We start from the raw sequence: 15,311 nt of genomic DNA, 5'->3' as shown, positions 1-15,311 counted from the left end.
CACAAGACCGAGGGAGCCAGACATGGCCAAGGACAAGAAGACCCCGCGCCCCCGCGCCGAAACCCCGAAAGGTTTCCGCGATTACTTCGGTGCCGATGTGACCATGCGCAGCGAGATGCTGGCCACGATCGCACGGGTCTATCACCGCTACGGCTTTGACGCGCTGGAATCCTCGGCCGTGGAAACGGTCGAGGCGCTGGGCAAGTTCCTGCCCGATGTGGACCGCCCCAACGCGGGCGTCTTTGCCTGGCAGGAAGACCCCGATCACGAGGGTGAAAACGCCAAGCCTGGCGACTGGCTGGCGCTGCGCTATGACCTGACCGCCCCCCTGGCACGGGTCTATGCCCAGCATCGCAACGATCTGCCGCTGCCCTATCGCCGCTATGCGATGGGGCCGGTCTGGCGCAATGAAAAGCCCGGACCGGGCCGATTCCGCCAGTTCTATCAATGTGATGCCGATACGGTTGGTGCGGCAAGCGTCGCGGCGGATGCCGAGATTTGCGCCATGCTGGCGGATACGCTTGAGGAGGTGGGCATTCCGCGCGGCGATTACATCGTGCGGATCAACAACCGCAAGGTTCTGAACGGCATTCTTGAGGTGATGGGCCTGCCCGAGGGCGACGCCCGCGAAGCCGTGCTGCGGACGATCGACAAATTCGACAAGGTCGGCGAAGCCGGGGTGCGTGAACTGCTGACCAAGGGGCGGCTCGATGCCTCTGGCGCCTTTATCGACGGCGTGGGCCTTGATGCAGACCAGGCCGAACCCGTGATCGCCTTTCTGACATCGAAGGCGGATACCATGGCTGCGACGCTGGACAATCTGCGCGCTGCCGTTGGCGCCTCCGCCATCGGGGTGCAGGGTGTGGATGAACTGGCCCAGATCGCCGACCTGGTCGCGGCACAGGGCTATGGCCCCGACCGTATCGTGATCGACCCCTCGGTCGTGCGGGGCTTGGGCTATTACACCGGGCCGGTCTTCGAGGCCGAACTGACCTTCGAGATCTTCGACGAGAAGGGCCGCAAGCGGCAATTCGGTTCGGTCGCGGGCGGCGGGCGCTATGACGATCTGGTCAAGCGCTTCACCGGGCAGGAAGTGCCCGCCACGGGCGTGTCCATCGGTGTCGACCGCCTGCTGGCGGCGCTGCGCGAAAAGGGCCGGATGCAGGCCCGCGAACAGGGGCCCGTCGTGGTGACCGTGATGGACCGCGACCGCATGGCCGATTACCAGGCGATGGCAGGCGAATTGCGCCGCGCCGGTATCCGGGCCGAGGTCTATCTGGGCAACCCCAAGCAGTTCGGCAATCAGTTGAAATACGCCGACAAGCGCGCCTCGCCCGTCGCCATCATCGAAGGCGGCGATGAAAAGGCCCGTGGCGTGGTGCAGATCAAGGACCTGATCCTTGGCGCCAAGATCGCGGAAAACGCCACGCTTGAGGAATGGCAAAGCCGTCCCAGCCAATACGAGGTGCCGCGCGATCAGATGGTGGCGAAGGTGCGCGACATCATCGAAAGCCACGCCGATGCCTGACACGGCCGCCAGACGCACCGCGGCGCGCACCGCCATCCGCGACGAGGCCACGCGCCTGCGCGCCATCTTTGCGGCGGCAGGTGCGCAGGTCGTGGACCCGCCGGTGCTGCAACCCGCCGACACCCTGCTGGACCTCTACGGCGAGGATATTCGCGCCCGTGCCTATGTGACATCGGACGCCGTGCGCGGGGAACAGATGCTGCGCCCCGATTTCACCGTGCCCGTCGTGCAGATGCACATGGCCCATGGCGCCGAACCCGCGCGCTATACCTATGCGGGCGAGGTGTTCCGCCGGCAGGAGGAATTTCCCGACCGCGCCAATGAATATTTCCAGACCGGATACGAGGTTTTTGACCGCGTCGATCCCGCGGCCGCCGACGCCGAGGTTTTCGCCCTGATCCGTCAGGCGCTGGGCGATCTTCCCCTGCGCGCGGCGACGGGCGATATCGGCATCCTGGCTGCCGCTGTCGAAGGTCTGAACACCACGCCCGCGCGCAAGGCCGCCCTGCGGCGCCATATCTGGCGGCCGCGCCGGTTTCGCGCGCTTCTGGATCGCTACTCGGGCCGCGCGCCGGTGCCAGAGACACGGCTGGCGCTTCTGGCGGCCGCTGATCCCTGGGCGGATTGCCCGCCCCTGGTCGGGCTGCGCGACCGGGCCGAGATCAATGCACGCATCACCGCCCTGCGCGAAGATGCAGCCACACCGCCGATCAGCGAAAACGAGGTGGCGCTGCTGGATGCGATCCTTGGCGTGCGCGAGACGCTGCCTTTCGCGCTGGAACATCTGCGCGACATCTCGGTCGACATGCCCGCCATCATCCCGGCCGTGTCGCGGCTGACGGCCCGCGTTGCGGCGCTGTCGGCGCGCGGGATCGACGTGGACACGCTTGAATTCGAGGCCAGTTATGGCCGCACCTCGATGGAATATTACGACGGCTTCGTCTTCGGCTTCTACGCCGAGGGGCGCAGCGACCTGCCGCCTGTCGCCTCCGGCGGGCGCTATGACGCGCTGACCCGCGTGTTGGGGCAGGGGGCGGAAATCCCCGCAGTGGGTGGGGTGATCCGTCCGGGGTTGCTGCTGGAATTGAGGGCCGCATCATGACGATCAAGCTGGGCGTGCCGTCCAAGGGCCGGCTGATGGAAAAGACCTTCGAATGGTTTGCGGCGCGCGGCATCGCCCTGTCGCGCAGCGCCTCGGAACGCGAATATGCAGGCGCGGTGGGCGGCATCGACAATGTCGAACTGGTGCTGCTGTCGGCGGGCGAAATTCCGCGCGAACTGGCCGCCGGACGCATCCATCTGGGTGTGACCGGCACTGACCTGGTGCGCGAAAAGCTGGGGCAATGGGACCAGCAGGTGCAGGAACTGGCCAAACTGGGGTTTGGCCATGCCGATCTGATCATCGCGGTGCCTGCCGCCTGGGTCGATGTGGACCTGCTTGACGATCTTGACGCCGCAGCCGCCGCCTTTCGCAAGCGGCACGGTTTCCGGATGCGTATCGCCACCAAGTATCATCGTCTTGTCCGCGACTTCCTGCGTAATGCGGGTGTTGCCGATTACGCGCTGGTGGACAGCCAGGGTGCCACCGAAGGCACGGTGAAATTCGAAACCGCCGAGGCGGTGGCCGATATCACCTCGACCGGCGAGACGCTGCGCGCCAATCACCTCAAGATGCTGCGCGACGGTCTGGTGCTGCGCTCGCAAGCCACGCTCTATCGCAGTCGCGCGGCGGAACTGGACGATGCGGATCGCGAGACGCTTCAGCAGCTCTGCCGGATGATCGAGGTCGATTAAGCTGTCTACATCCGGCGCGGGTCGAAAGTGTCGGGTTTGGTGCGGCCCGCCCGCAGTTTCAGCGCCAGCCCCAGGGCGACACCGACGCCGATCGCCACGGTCAGATCAACCAGTACGGTCAGCGCCATCGTCAGCAGCAACAGCGCCCGGTCCGAGGGGCGCTCGCGCATCCATGCGCCCCATTTGTGCGGCTCTGCCATGTTCCAGGCGGTCAGGATCAAAAGCCCCGCCATGGCTGGCATCGCCAGCATCCCGGTTGGCCCGGCGGCCAGCATCATCATCGCGAGGATCGCGACAGCGTGGACCATACCTGCCACGGGTGTCTGCCCCCCGGCGCGGACATTGGTCGCGGTGCGGGCAATCGCCCCGGTTGCAGGCAATCCGCCAAAGGCCGCCGAGGCCAGGTTGGCTGCGCCCTGCGCCACCACTTCGGCGTTCGGCTTGTGCCTTGCCCCGGTCATCCGGTCGGCGACCACGGCGGACAGCAGCGATTCGATCCCGGCCAGGAAAGCGATGACCAGAGCCGAGGGCAGGACCTCGATCATCCGGTCCAGCGAAATTGCGGGCAGCGCGGGCAACGGCAGGCTGCGCGGCAGATCACCGAAGCGGGCCGCGATCGTCTCGACCGGCAGCGACAGCATCGCGGCCACCCCCGAGGTCAGGGCCAGCGCCACGATCAGCCCGGGCAGCCGCGGCGCGGCACGGCGGAACATCACGATCAGCACCATCGTCGCCAGCCCCACGCCAAGCGCCGCCAGGCTGAACGTATCCCGCGCGGCCCAGAGCGCGGGGAGCTTGTGCAGCAGTTCCGCCGGCTCATGCGCCATCGACAGCCCCATCAGATCCTTGATCTGGCTTGCCGCGATCAGCACCGCGATCCCGATGGTGAAGCCGTTGACGACAGATTCGGGAACATGGGCGATCAGGCTGCCCGCCCGCAGCCATCCTGCCACCAGCAGGATCACCCCCGCCATGGCCGTGGCCAGCACCAGCCCGTCATAACCGTGCTGCGCGATCACGCCTGCGACCACGACGATGAAGGCCCCGGTGGGCCCGCCGATCTGCACGGTGCTGCCACCCAGCGCCGAGATGATGAAACCCGCCACGATCGCCGTTATCAGCCCCTGCGCCGGGGTCGCGCCCGAAGCGATGGCAATCGCAAGCGACAGCGGCAGCGCCACCATGGCCACCGTGATGCCCGCAAAAAGATCGGCCCGGAAGGTCGCTGCCGAATAGGTCGAAAGGCTGGTCAGCAATTGCGGGCGGAGCATTCTGTCATGTCCTGGAGGATGGCGGCAGGATGCGTCCTCCTCGGGACGTTTTCAAGCGTCATCTCGGGGGCTTGCAAAAAGCCATCTGCCGCAGTGCCACTGGCGCGTCAGAGGCGGCTTTATGCGTCAGAGAATGCCAAGATCCGCCAGCGCCGCGCTCAGGCTGCTGGGCAGGGCATCCTCATGGGCGCGGCCTTGCGGCAGATCGGCGGGCGCGTCCTTGGCCGCCAGGTAGCGCCAGCCCTGGAATGGTTTCTTCAGGGCCTGGGTGGTGCGGATCAGTTCTGGATCCAGCACGATGGCGCAGCGACGTATCCCGTCGCCACCGATCACCTCGTCCAGCCGCAGGATGCGCTGGCGGCATTGCAGCATGCCCTTGATCACCCAGTAGATCGACCCGCCGTCCAGGATCTCGGCCTCGCGCTTGGGCCACATCCGGGTGACGTGACGCGGCAAGCCGTCGGCCCCCCTGGCCCGGACGCTGGCCTGCCATGCGGCCAGATCCTCGACCCCTTCGGTGCCAACGGAAAGCTTGATCAGGTGCAATGGTTCCGGCATGTGATTTTCCCCAGTGGTTGTGGATCATAGACGCGGACCCCGCGATATCAAGGGCTGTTGGCAGGCTGAATTGCGCGTCAGCGCCGTTGACCCGGACCCGCCCCCGGCCTATTCTGTGCAGCCTGCCGCAAGCCGCCCCGCACCCCCGGATGCAGGGCCTCTGCCCCACCCGCCCGCTGACCCGAGGACCTTGCCATGACCCGTTTTGCCGCCCCCATTTCCGAACAGATCTGGGACATGAAATATCGGTTCAAGCAGGCCGATGGCACGCCGATCGACCGCTCGGTCGAGGATACGTGGCGGCGCATCGCGCGGTCGCTCGCGCAGGTGGAACAAGACAGCGCCGCCTGGGAAGACAAGTTCTATGCGGCGCTTGAGGATTTCAAATATCTGCCCGCCGGGCGCATCACGGCGGGTGCCGGCACCGGGCGGCGCGTGACGCTGTTCAATTGCTTTGTCATGGGCACCATCCCTGACAGCATGGCAGGCATTTTCGACATGCTGAAGGAGGCCGCGCTGACCATGCAGCAGGGCGGCGGGATCGGCTATGATTTCTCGACGATCCGGCCGCGCGGCGCGGATGTGCTGGGCGTGGCGGCCGATGCCTCGGGGCCGCTGTCCTTCATGGATGTCTGGGATGCGATGTGCCGCACCATCATGTCGGCAGGCTCGCGCCGGGGCGCGATGATGGCGACGATGCGTTGCGACCACCCCGATATCGAGGCTTTCATCACCGCCAAATCCGACGCGGCACGCCTGCGGATGTTCAACCTGTCGGTGCTGGTGACCGATCCCTTCATGGAGGCCGTGAAGGCCGATGCGCCCTGGGATCTGCAATTCGACGGCAAGGTCTATCACACGGTGCAGGCGCGTGATCTGTGGAACCAGATCATGAAAAGCACCTATGATTTCGCCGAACCCGGCGTGATCTTCATCGACCGGATCAACGAGGCCAACAACCTCAACTATGTCGAAACCATTGCTGCGACAAATCCCTGTGGCGAGCAGCCGCTGCCACCCTATGGCGCGTGCCTGCTGGGGTCGATCAACATGGCGCGTCTGGTGACGGATCCCTTCGGCAAGAAGGCCCACCTTGATCCCAAACAGCTGACCGATCTTGTGGCCGTGGCCGTGCGGATGATGGATAACGTCGTCGATGCCAGTCGTTTCCCGCTGGAGGCGCAGGCCCAGGAAGCGCAGGCCAAGCGCCGCATCGGCCTGGGTGTGACAGGTCTGGCGGATGCGCTGCTGATGGTGGGGCTGCGCTATGGCAGCGAGGAGGCGGCGCGTCAGACCGAGGAATGGCTGCACGCGATCGCCCGCGCCGCCTATCTGGCCTCGGTGGACCTGGCGAAGGAAAAGGGCGCATTCCCGCTGTTCGACGCAGAAAAGTATCTGGCGTCCGGCACGATGCGGGCTATGGACGCGGATGTGCGCGACGCGATCCGCACCCATGGCATCCGCAACGCGCTGCTGACCTCGATCGCCCCCACCGGCACGATCAGCCTTTATGCGGGCAACGTGTCGTCAGGCATCGAGCCGGTCTTTGCCTATGCCTACAAGCGCAAGGTCCTGCAGAAGGACGGCAGCCGCACCGAGGAGGAAGTCGTCGATTACGCCGTGCAGATGTGGCGCGAGAAATTCGGCGATGCCGCATTGCCCGACTATTTCGTCAATGCCCAGACGCTGGCCCCGCTGGATCACGTGCGGATGCAGGCGGCGGCACAGAAATGGGTCGACAGTTCGATCTCGAAGACCATCAACTGCCCCGAGGACATCAGCTTTGACGCCTTCAAGGAGGTCTACATGGCCGCCTATGAAACAGGCTGCAAGGGCTGCACCACCTACCGGCCCAATGACGTGACCGGCTCGGTGCTCAGCGTGTCCGAGGCCACGGACAAGACGCCCGAGGCCGATCAGGGCGCGGAAGTGATCTACATGTCCGAACCGCTGGACCGCCCCCAGGAACTGGAGGGCAACACCTACAAGCTGAAATGGCCCGACAGCGAACATGCGATCTACCTGACCGTCAACGACATCGTGATCAACGGCCATCGCCGCCCCTTCGAGGTCTTCATCAACTCCAAGAACATGGAGCATTTCGCCTGGACGGTGGCGCTGACGCGGATGATCTCGGCCGTGTTCCGGCGTGGCGGGGACGTGTCCTTTGTCGTGGAAGAGCTGAAAGCCGTGTTCGATCCGCGCGGCGGGGCCTGGATGGGGGGCAAATATATCCCCTCGATCCTGGCGGCCATCGGCGGCGTGATCGAGCGTCACATGATCTCGATCGGGTTCATCGAAGGTGAAGGGATGGGCCTGAAGACCGATCCCCAGGCCAATGTCGTGGGCCTTGACGCGCCGCGCGGCAAAGCCTGCCCGTCTTGCGGGCAATACGAAATGCGGATGGTCGAGGGCTGCATGACCTGCGCCAGCTGTGGCCATTCGAAATGCGGCTAGGCCGCGTCTGAGACCGCTCTGACAGGTCGCCGCATGCTGATGCGGCGGCGTGCCGGATGCATGGCATGGGGGCAGCGAGCGATGGTGTCGCGTTACACATGGTACCTGCGGGAGATCCTCAAGAAGGTCTGGGTGCGCGTCGTAGGCTTCGCTTTCCTTGCGCTGCTTTCCGTCGGGCTGGCGCATGTTCTGTCACCCTACCTGGCCGAGGATCTGGCCATCAGGGCCGGGGCTGATGCGGTCGAGCAGCTTCTGGGGGTTCTGACCTCTTCGATGCTGGCGGTCACGACCTTTTCACTCTCCATCGCGGTATCGGCCTTTGCCGCCGCCGCCAGCACGGCCACCCCCCGCGCTGCCGTGCTCTTGCAAGAGGATCGCACGACGCAAAACGTGCTGGCCACCTTCCTGGGGGCTTTCCTGTTCGGGTTGGTGGGATTGGTGGCGCTGAATGCCGATCTTTACGACGCGGCCGGCCGGGTGGTGATTTTCCTGTTCACCATCGTGGTCATCGGTTTCGTCGTGCTGGCGCTGTTCCGCTGGATCGGGCACCTGATGCAGTTCGGTCGCATGGGCGACACGCTGGACAGGGTCGAAGCCGCGACCGCCGCCGCGCTGGAGCTGCGCCTTGCCGATCCCTACATGGGCGGGCGCATTCTGTCGGGCGAACCCGATCACGGGATGCACGGGGTCGATGCCCGGACGACGGGCTATGTGCAGCATGTGGACATGCAGGCGCTGCACGACTGCGCCACAGCCTACGGGGTGCAGGTCTACCTGCGATGCCTGCCTGGCAGTTTCGTCACCATGGGTGCGCCCCTTGCCCGGCTCAGCGGTGCGGCGCCGGATCCCGCGCTATGCGATACGATCTGCCGCGCAATCACCATCGGCAAACGCCGCACATTCGAGGGGGATCCCCGTTTCGGTCTGATCGTTCTGGCCGAGATCGCCTCGCGGGCGCTGTCACCGGCGGTCAATGATCCGGGCACCGCCATTGATGTTCTGGGCCGCTTCGTGCGTATTCTGTCGCTCTGGCGCGACCGGGCCGCACCCGAGATCCGCTTTCCCGATATCTTCGTGCCGCCCATCCTGCCGCGGGATGCGATCGCCGATGCGTTCCGCCCCTTGGCGCGCGACGGCGCCGGCCTGGTCGAGGTGCAGGTCCGCCTGCAAAAGGCGCTGACCGACCTGCGGCGCATCGCGCCGGATACTTTCGGGCAGGCCACCACCCGCATGGCACAAGATGCCCTGGCGCGCGCCGAAGCGGCGGCGCCTGCCGCATCCGACCTTGCCGATATCCGCGCGGCGGCCAGGCTGGTGCCTACACCTGCCGGCGCCCCCGAATGATCAAGCTCGGCCGCCCTGTCCGCGGACCGGTCGGGCGCCTGACGGCGGCCGCGGCGGTGGCGCCGGGGCCTTGCATCAAGTGACGCGTGGCCATGGGGGCGATACACATGGCATAATTGAATATACAACCCATGGGTGATTGAAAGGTCGCAGGATTCATGTCCAACTGGAGGTGGGAAGAAAACGCGCTTTAATATCAGGGGATGGAAAGATGACTCTTTCACGGCTCGTAAGAATGACGGCTGTAACAAGTGCGCTTGTGTTCGCGTCAGTTGCACATGCGCAGAACAAGGAAATCGGCGAAGGTCTCTACGCCGACTATTGCTCGGTATGTCACGGTGATTCAGGCAAGGGTGATGGCGATATGGCCAATGTCCTCACGATACCTTCGCCGAACCTGACCTTGCTGTCGAAAGCCAATGATGGGGTGTTCCCCATGTTGAAGGTCATCCACATCATTGACGGTCGCACCGGCGTGCGTGCCCATGGTGGCCCGATGCCGCTTTTCGGCACCATGTTCTCGGAGCAGAGTGTTGCTGGACCGGATGATTATGGCAGCGTTCTGGAAACGCGCGGACGCGTGCTGTCGCTAGCACTTTACCTAGAATCGATCCAGCAATAATCCATGATCCCATTCGGAGCGGCGCGTTCCGTGCCGCTCCGGCTCTTGCTCCGTGACGATCCCATGCGCCGCAAGGCCATGGCGCAGGCGTCCAACTTCGCTCTATAAAAGGGCGCCTCGCGTGTTGTTTGCATGGGCGTCATGAACATTCTGATTGTCGAGGATAACCACGATCCGGGCGAGATCATCGAGCGGCGCTTGCGCGCGGCCGGGCATCAGATGACTGGAATGCCGACAGGGGCGATGTCATGGACATGCTGATGCATGATGATTTCGACGCCATCATCCTGGACCTGACCTTGCCGCTGGACGACGGTATCAGCATCCTCAAGCAGATGCGCCGCTTCGGCTATCCGCTGGCGCCGGCGCTGGTGGGGGCGATCCCCGGGCCGCTGGCCGAGGAACAGTTGCGGCGCGGCCTTATGATCAATCGCGGCGAAGGGAGCTTTCTTGTCACCTCGAAGATCGCGCTCTTGATCTATGCCATCGCGATCCTTGCGGTTTTCGGCCCCCGGATCTGGGCCTTGCTGCGCAACCGGGGCAAGGGGCAGGTCAGCCGCGCCTGAGCCCAGTATGTCTGGCGGCGGCAAGGGGGCACAAGCCCCGGTCGCCGCCATCCGGCCTCAGGTGATCGCCTCAAGCCGTTCCTTCGACAGATCGCCCGGCACGATCGTGATCGGAACCGCTAGCGAGCCTGCGCTGCGCGTCAACTGGGTGACCAGCGGGCCAGGACCCTTCTTGTCAGTTCCCGCACCAAGAACCAGCACGCCGATATCCTCGTCCTCGCTGATCTGGGCCAGGATCTCGGTCACCGGCTCGCCCTCGCGAATGACCAGTTCCGGATCAACGCCCTGCTTGTCGCGCATCCACTTTGCGAAGACTTCGAAATGCGCATGGATCCGCTCCCGCGCCTCCTCGCGCATGATATCGCCCACGCCGATCCAGTGATTGAACTCCTCCGGAGGGATCACCGACAGGATCTCGACCCCGCCGCCCGTGCGCGCGGCGCGCATTGCTGCAAAGCGCATCGCGTTCAGGCATTCACGGCTGTCATCCAGCACCACCAGAAACTTTCGCATCATGCATTCTCCCTTGGCCGCGATCATGGCGGATGGCACCGATCCGCGCAACTGTCTGCACGCGCGGCGCCTGTTTCTTCTTGCTGCAAATATCCCCGCGCGGAGCGCGTTGCGCCGCGGCCGACCCCGCGCCGCGCGCGGTTTCAGCCCGCGCTGGCCGCCCAATCCCAATAAAGAGCGCGGGCGCGCATTGTGATCGGTCCCACCGGATAGATCGTGTCGTCAAAGGCCGTCACGGGGGTGATCTTGCTCATGTTGCCCGTCAGGAACACCTCGTCCGCGGCGTGGAAATCGTCGAATGTCAGCACCGTTTCACGCACCTCGATCCCGTCCGCGCGCAGGTTGGAAATGTGGCGCGCCCGCGTGATGCCGGCAAGGAAGGTGCCATTCGCGACGGGGGTCAGCACGACCCCGTCCTTGACCATGAAAACATTGGCGGTGGCGGTTTCGGCCACGTTGCCCAGCGCATCGGCCACCAGCGCATTGCCGAACCCTTTGGCGCGCGCCTCTGTCAACATCCTCGCATTGTTGGGGTACAGACAGCCCGCCTTGGCATTCACGACCGCATCCTCCAGCACCGGGCGGCGAAAGCGCGTGCGAGTCAATGTGGTCGAGGCCCCCTCGGCCGGCATCGGGATTTCCTCAAGACAGATCGCGAATCCGGTCCGGTCAGGCGCGGGCACGATCGCCGTCGGATCGCCATCGATGGCCCAGTACATCGGCCGGATATAGACAGCCGCCTCGCGCGGATAGAGTGCCAGCCCCTCGCGCACGATGCCGATCATTTCCTGCGTGGCCACGGTGGGGGTGATCATCAGCGCCTCGGCCGAGCGGTTGACGCGGGCGCAATGCGCCTCAAGATCGGGCGCCATGCCGTTCACGTAGCGCGCGCCGTCAAAAACGGTGCTGCCCAGCCAGCTGCCATGGTCGGCGGCCTTCATGACCGGCACGTCTCCCGCATGCCATGTGCCGTCGAAATAGGTGCGGATATTCGTGCCTGTCGCCATAGTCGGTTCCTTTCGGTGCCTCGCGACTTTAGCAGCCGATCCGGTGCAGTAAAGCCGCGAAGGCCACCGCGCATGGCAAGTTGCCCCACGTCAGTAAAGTGGTTCCTCGTAGACCCGTTGCCCGTCGATCATCAGACCCTTGACCGCCCCATGGCCGGTCGCATCCAGCGCCAGGATCACCCCCATCCGGCCATCGCGGTTGATCCCCTCAAGCTCAAGCGCGCGGTCTTTCGGGGCGAAGTAGCGGTCGATCGGAAAGGACAGGATGATCTCTGTATCAAGCGCGTATTCGAAGGTGCCGCGCAGCAGCGGAACCGGGCTGTCCGGTGGCGCGGCCAGAAGGGTTTCGGCCTCCCAGAACCCGGCGGGGCCAGGGCCCAGCACCACGTAGACGGGCATGCCGGGTTCCAGTGCCGGATCGATCTGAACACTGTCTTGCGCGATGCGGGTGATTGTCAGGTTCAGGATCGTGTAATGCCCGCGAAACAGGTCGCGCGGATCTATGGCGCCGGTTTCCAGAACGACCTCGAACCCGTCCCGCAGCAAGGCTGCGCGATCGGTGACCATCTTTCCCAGGGCCGCGGTCTGTGCCAGGGCCGCCGCGATGATCGCGGCCACCAGCCAGCGGCGGGGCAGGGCGCGCGCGCCGTTCATGATCCGCCCCTTTTTTTCGGGTCCAGCCGCGTGGCCACCCAGGCCCCGCCCAGCAGGATCACTCCCGCGCCAAGATAAAAGCCGCTTGTGCCGATCAGGCTGCCCACGGTTTCACCGTAGACCACCAGAAGCGCCAGCACGAACCCGGTCATGCCGATGCTGCGCAGGCTGCGCAGGTCCAGCCGCCAGCCCATGCGCGTGACCCAGATGAAGGGCACCAGCAGCAACGCTTCCGAGAGAAGCGGTATTTTCGGCAACAGATGCACCACCAGAAGTATCAGGCCCAGGGCCGCGCATACGACAAGATCATAGGCCTGCGACCAGCCCCTGATCCGTGCCAGCAGCGCCAGCACCAGCGCGGGGGCCAGTGTGGCGGCCAGCAGACCCCATAGCGCGCCATGCACCTTGCCATCGCCAGGGATCGGCCGGTCGAAGGCATCATGCGTCAGCGTCAGGTAAAAGACGATCAGCCCAAGGACCAGCGCGGCATAGGCCAGCACCGGGGCCTCGAATCCACGCAACAGGCGTGGACCGGACAAGGATGCCAGCATCGCCGAGATGACGCTGACCGTCCCAGTCAGCAGGATCAGGGCCGCTGCATGCGGTGACTGCACCGTCGCCAATGCGCTCAGCGACCAGAAACACAGGGCCAGCACGCAAAGATGCGCGGCCAGGCGGCTGCGCTGCCACCAGGCCAGCCCGGCCCCTGCCAGCCACCAGACCAGGTAGGGCAGGTTCAACGCATGCGCTGCGGCAGAGATGTCGATCTGCAGGCCATGCCAAAGACCGAAAAGCCCGATGGTCAGCGCCAGCACCATCTGTCCCCGCGTCAACGCGGCCGCCAGCAGGCTGCCCAGCGCCCACAGCCAGACCGCATCGGCGGCATTCCCCTGGATATGATAGATCTGGCTGACCAGCATGATGCCGGCCCCGAAAACCCCGCAACCCAGCAGCATCAGGGCTTCGTGCCACCAGTGAAGGCCGCGCAGACCCGCCCATAGGGCCGCGCCCCAGGCCATCCAGAGCGTCAGCAGCACCAGTCCCAGCCGCAGCAGACGGCTCATCTGTTCCCAGTTCGCCGCGACAAAGGTCATGGCCGCAAAACACAGGCAAACGACCCCGGCGGTGATGATGAACGCGTTGAAACTGTAGCGGGTCTTGCCCTGCTCAAGGTCGTCTTTCAGGCGCTGCGCGGTCGTGGCGTCCAGCATTCCCCTGCTGCGCCAACCCTCCAGCGCCTCGGTGATGACCGCGTTCTTGCTTTTGATATGCATACAGACCTGTCCCTGAAGGTGGTCATGAACCGTGACATCCGGTCCAGCCGATCTTGCCCATATACTGTACCAGCAGGGCCGTTCGGGTAAAGACGCAAGAGCCGTCGGTTTTGCCCGCATGGGGGGCGCGCCGGACCGTTTCATGAAATACACCCGGCCCAAGGGATAGGGGCCGGGCGTCATATGCTGAGAAATCCAAGTGAACAATCAGACCGTCAAAGACACCCGAATAGGGCCGCACGCGTTACACAACGGCACCAATGACAGGCGCGACACGCAAGTCCCTGCCTGTCAGGCACGTGACGCGACGATTGCATGGCGACTAGTCATTTTCATGGCACTCACGGCGCGTTTTTCCGGCATCCCGCAACCTCTGGGCCACAGGGGTCAGCGCGCCTCGGCCAGCAGGGCGTTCAGATCCAGCCTTTTGTTGACCATCTCCAGCTGCCCCTCGGCATTGCGCGGCCAGTCTTCGGGCGCACGGTCGCGGTAGATCTCGATCCCGTTGCCATCGGGGTCGCGAAAATAGACCGCCTCGGACACGCCGTGATCGGCGGCGCCGTCAAGCTCCACCCCGGCCTCGAGCACCTGCGCCAGCGCCGCCCCCAGCGAAGCGCGGTCAGGGTAGAGGAAAGCGGTGTGATAAAGCCCCGTGTGCCCATGCGGGGCCGCGACGCCGCCGCGGCTTTCCCAGGTGTTCAGCCCGATATGGTGATGATAGCCGCCCGCCGCCAGAAAGGCGGCCTGATCGCCATAGCGCTGTTGCAGGGCAAAGCCCATCACGTCGCGGTAAAAGGCAATGGCGCGCTCCAGATCCGCCACCTTGAGGTGAATATGTCCGATGCGGGTTTCGGGATGGGTGCTGTAATCGACCATGTCGTGATCTCCTGTTCTGGCACCAGAATAAGCCCTTCAGGCCCTTCCGATAAGTCCGATTGCTGCACCGCTCTTGTGCACGGGTGCAGATGTGGGAACGGGCGATAACGCGCGCCGCGCGGCATCGTGATTTGCGATTTCGGTCCTGTTGGGGCTCACAGGGCGCGGGTCCGGCCGGCGGCGGGACCCCACCATGACAACACAGGGCCAGGGCAGCCCGAAGGAGGCAGGATGACACATCAATGGACAAGACGGACCCTGCTGGCCGGCGGCGCGGCCGCGCTGCTGGCCGGGCGTGCCGGGGCCGCACAAGACCCGCAGACCCGGCCGGATGGACAGGGGGTCCGCAACAACCTGTCGTCGTTCCGCATGATGCGCTGGCAGGATCATTTCGAAACCCTTGAGAATGGCGTGATCCTGGCCGATACCCGTTCGCGCGCGCTGCATTTCTGGTCCGAGGACGAAAGCATCTACAGGCTTTACCCAAGCTCCGTGCCCGCCAGCGATGACCTGACGCGCCTGGGGCATACGCGGATCGTACGCACCCGCGTGGGGCCGACCTGGACGCCGACACCCTCGATGCGGGAACGCGATCCCGGCTTGCCTGTCACGGTCGCGGCGGGGCCAGGCAATCCGCTGGGCACGCATGCGCTTTACCTCGGGTGGCAGTATTACCTGATCCACGGCACCCATGATACGCGCAAGATCGGGCGCGCCTCGTCCGATGGCTGCATCGGGCTTTACAACCAGCATATCGCAGAGCTTTACAGCCTGGCCAAAGTCGGCACCCAGGTGCGGCTGATCTGACCCGCGCCGGTCGGACAGCCTGTGCAAATGCCGGCTCGCC

General features: G+C 64.9%; 15 protein-coding genes. 8 read left to right on the top strand and 7 right to left on the bottom strand.

Annotated features, from left to right (window positions below):
• Positions 1-22: 22 nt before the first annotated feature.
• The 3 genes from hisS to hisG are packed head-to-tail and all read left to right on the top strand — an operon-like array spanning position 23 to position 3,322.
• The gene (gene hisS, locus ACFQ3C_RS17420; RefSeq protein WP_380794550.1) at positions 23-1,528 is read left to right on the top strand and encodes a histidine--tRNA ligase; all 1,506 of its coding nucleotides are present in this window, start codon (positions 23-25) and stop codon (positions 1,526-1,528) included.
• Entirely contained in the window at positions 1,521-2,630 is a 1,110-nt protein-coding gene (locus ACFQ3C_RS17415; protein ID WP_380794547.1) for an ATP phosphoribosyltransferase regulatory subunit, read from the top strand. The genes hisS and ACFQ3C_RS17415 overlap by 8 nt, the downstream gene beginning before the upstream one ends.
• A complete protein-coding gene (hisG, locus tag ACFQ3C_RS17410) occupies positions 2,627-3,322 on the top strand; it encodes an ATP phosphoribosyltransferase (RefSeq protein WP_380794544.1) in 696 nt (231 codons plus the stop codon). The genes ACFQ3C_RS17415 and hisG overlap by 4 nt, the downstream gene beginning before the upstream one ends.
• Positions 3,323-3,327: 5 nt before the next feature.
• Here hisG and ACFQ3C_RS17405 read toward each other — a convergent pair whose 3' ends face one another.
• Positions 3,328-4,593, bottom strand: coding sequence for a SulP family inorganic anion transporter (locus tag ACFQ3C_RS17405; RefSeq protein ID WP_380794541.1), 1,266 nt, complete (start codon positions 4,591-4,593; stop codon positions 3,328-3,330).
• Between the two features lie 126 nt (positions 4,594-4,719).
• The gene (locus tag ACFQ3C_RS17400) at positions 4,720-5,151 is read right to left on the bottom strand and encodes a DUF1489 family protein (RefSeq protein ID WP_380794538.1); all 432 of its coding nucleotides are present in this window, start codon (positions 5,149-5,151) and stop codon (positions 4,720-4,722) included.
• 195 nt (positions 5,152-5,346) lie between these two features.
• Here ACFQ3C_RS17400 and ACFQ3C_RS17395 point away from each other — a divergent pair, with 195 nt between their 5' ends.
• The 4 genes from ACFQ3C_RS17395 to ACFQ3C_RS17380 all read left to right on the top strand — a co-directional run bounded on the left by ACFQ3C_RS17395 (position 5,347) and on the right by ACFQ3C_RS17380 (position 10,140).
• The gene (locus ACFQ3C_RS17395) at positions 5,347-7,608 is read left to right on the top strand and encodes an adenosylcobalamin-dependent ribonucleoside-diphosphate reductase (protein ID WP_380794536.1); all 2,262 of its coding nucleotides are present in this window, start codon (positions 5,347-5,349) and stop codon (positions 7,606-7,608) included.
• Positions 7,609-7,641: 33 nt separating this feature from the next.
• Positions 7,642-8,952 (top strand): DUF2254 domain-containing protein, encoded by a 1,311-nt coding sequence (locus ACFQ3C_RS17390; RefSeq protein WP_380794534.1) that lies wholly within the window; start codon positions 7,642-7,644, stop codon positions 8,950-8,952.
• A gap of 235 nt (positions 8,953-9,187) precedes the next feature.
• The gene (locus ACFQ3C_RS17385; RefSeq protein WP_380794531.1) at positions 9,188-9,574 is read left to right on the top strand and encodes a c-type cytochrome; all 387 of its coding nucleotides are present in this window, start codon (positions 9,188-9,190) and stop codon (positions 9,572-9,574) included.
• 248 nt (positions 9,575-9,822) lie between these two features.
• Positions 9,823-10,140 (top strand): hypothetical protein, encoded by a 318-nt coding sequence (locus tag ACFQ3C_RS17380; protein ID WP_380794528.1) that lies wholly within the window; start codon positions 9,823-9,825, stop codon positions 10,138-10,140.
• Between the two features lie 57 nt (positions 10,141-10,197).
• On the opposite strand, the gene ACFQ3C_RS17375 is transcribed toward ACFQ3C_RS17380, so the two are convergent.
• The 5 genes from ACFQ3C_RS17375 to ACFQ3C_RS17355 form a co-directional block, all read right to left on the bottom strand.
• Complete coding sequence (locus ACFQ3C_RS17375; protein ID WP_380794525.1) at positions 10,198-10,653, bottom strand: universal stress protein; 456 nt, start codon at positions 10,651-10,653, stop codon at positions 10,198-10,200.
• A 143-nt stretch (positions 10,654-10,796) separates the two neighbouring features.
• Positions 10,797-11,660 (bottom strand): branched-chain amino acid aminotransferase, encoded by an 864-nt coding sequence (locus ACFQ3C_RS17370; RefSeq protein ID WP_380794522.1) that lies wholly within the window; start codon positions 11,658-11,660, stop codon positions 10,797-10,799.
• 90 nt (positions 11,661-11,750) lie between these two features.
• On the bottom strand, positions 11,751-12,314 hold the full coding sequence (locus ACFQ3C_RS17365) for a GDYXXLXY domain-containing protein (RefSeq protein WP_380794520.1): 564 nt from the start codon (positions 12,312-12,314) through the stop codon (positions 11,751-11,753).
• Positions 12,311-13,588: a DUF2157 domain-containing protein gene (locus ACFQ3C_RS17360; RefSeq protein ID WP_380794517.1), complete on the bottom strand. Its 1,278-nt coding sequence runs from the start codon at positions 13,586-13,588 to the stop codon at positions 12,311-12,313. The genes ACFQ3C_RS17365 and ACFQ3C_RS17360 overlap by 4 nt, the downstream gene beginning before the upstream one ends.
• Before the next feature lie 387 nt (positions 13,589-13,975).
• Positions 13,976-14,464 carry a VOC family protein gene (locus tag ACFQ3C_RS17355; protein WP_380794514.1) on the bottom strand — a complete coding sequence of 163 codons (489 nt, stop codon included), beginning with the start codon at positions 14,462-14,464 and terminating at the stop codon, positions 13,976-13,978.
• Positions 14,465-14,695: 231 nt separating this feature from the next.
• On the opposite strand from ACFQ3C_RS17355, the gene ACFQ3C_RS17350 reads away from it, so the two are divergent.
• Entirely contained in the window at positions 14,696-15,271 is a 576-nt protein-coding gene (locus ACFQ3C_RS17350) for a L,D-transpeptidase (RefSeq protein ID WP_380794511.1), read from the top strand.
• Positions 15,272-15,311 lie beyond the last annotated feature (40 nt).

The sequence above is a fragment of the Seohaeicola saemankumensis genome (assembly GCF_042678485.1).
Classification (GTDB): Bacteria; Pseudomonadota; Alphaproteobacteria; order Rhodobacterales; family Rhodobacteraceae; genus Seohaeicola; species Seohaeicola saemankumensis.
Note: the sequence above shows the minus strand (reverse complement) of the source record. Positions and strands in the feature narration are given on the sequence as shown.